The organism is Stutzerimonas nitrititolerans, from assembly GCF_003696285.1.
Classification (GTDB): Bacteria; Pseudomonadota; Gammaproteobacteria; order Pseudomonadales; family Pseudomonadaceae; genus Stutzerimonas; species Stutzerimonas nitrititolerans.
In genome coordinates this window covers 1-1,409 of record NZ_RFFL01000046.1, presented here as the reverse complement: position 1 = coordinate 1,409, position 1,409 = coordinate 1, and the positions used below count along the sequence as shown (strand labels likewise).

Annotated in this window: 1 protein-coding gene; it reads right to left on the bottom strand. The window is 61.9% G+C overall.

The genetic code is table 11. The features are described 5' to 3' along the window. Positions 1-23: 23 nt before the first annotated feature. Positions 24-1,325 carry a phage portal protein gene (locus EA795_RS20565; RefSeq protein WP_122079223.1) on the bottom strand — a complete coding sequence of 434 codons (1,302 nt, stop codon included), beginning with the start codon at positions 1,323-1,325 and terminating at the stop codon, positions 24-26. Positions 1,326-1,409 lie beyond the last annotated feature (84 nt).

The window sequence follows — 1,409 nt, the reverse complement described above, 5'->3', positions numbered from 1 at the left end:
GACTGGATTTTGAGCTGCATGGGTTACTCCTTGGCGGGGTCGGCGGTAAGCCAGTTTTGAAGGGCGGCGCGTGCGGCCTGGCCGTCGCTGGTTTGCCCCAGTGCGTCGAGTGGTGCGAGGTTGGTTTGGGCTGTGAGCACGTCCGCATTGCCGCCACGGCGAGGCAGGTTCTCGCGCACACGGCAATCGTCCCGGGTGTAGATCCCGTTTTGGACCATGGTGCTGTAGAACGAGGCGCGGGCTGCGCTGTCGGCGCGTAGCAGGCCCTCCAAAGCGAACTCTGCGTAATGCGTGAGCCGCTCCTCGGGCCGCAGCAGCTGCTTGAGCACGGCCTTCTCGATCCGGCGCAACCAGGTGCTGAGCGAGAAGGTCAGGAAGCCGATCACCTGTTGCTCAAGACCTGAGCCCCAGCTGGTGTTCTTCTCGGTGTGCCCGACCATCCAGGGCGGTACCCGGAAGAAGCGGCAAACTTCCTCGACGCTCCAGCTGCGCGTTTCGAGCAACTGTGCGTCGGTTGGGTTGATCCCGATTGACTCTGGCGTCACGCCAGCTTCCAGAACCGGGGATTTGCCTGCGTTCATCGCGCCGCTTACGGTTTCAACGTATTTGCGGAAATCGTCACGCTGATCCGGCTTGAGTACGCGATCAACCTTAAAAGCGACCGTTGGCATCATGCCGTTCTTGAACGTGCCGTTGGCCGCATCGTCGGCCGACATCGCCGACCCGATGATGTCGGCGCCGTAGCTGATCGGAGACAAGCCGATCCGGCCATCCAGCGAGAACGCTGGGATATGAAGAACCTCGGCCGCCGAAAGCTCTCGCTCACCATCGCTGAAGCTGTAGAAGTACCGGATCACCCCATTTTCGGCAAGCAGTCTCATACGGTGCGGCAGCAGAAAGGACAGCGCGACAATCCGGCTACCTGAACGATGGATCTGCGCGAATGCGTTACCACGCAACAACATGCTAGCGAGCATCGCTTCCCAGAACTGGACCGGGCTCATGTGCTCGTTTGGCGACACGGCCAGCACGCTGTAAAGCGGGTGACCTGTGTCGGCCTCGCGGCTTCCATCTGGCAGGCGCCGGTAAAGACCCAGCGGTAGCGTGGCAATCGTTTCAGCAATCAGCCGCACGCAAGCCCAGACGGCCGATACGCGCATGGCGGTGTCGACGCTGACGCATTTGCCCGAACTCGACTGGCCTCCGATCAACTGCCCCCAGAAGGCGCCGTCAGTCAGACGAATCGTTTTGCCGAGCCAGTCGCCCAGGCTTGCGGAGGGCTTCGCCGCCGATCTTGATAGGGCCTGGAACAAAGGCTTACTCATTGGTCATGCCCCTGCGAATGAACCCGGCGATACAGAACATAGAGCCGGCGCCTGCGAGCAACGCCCAGGCGGTGCCGGCCAGCA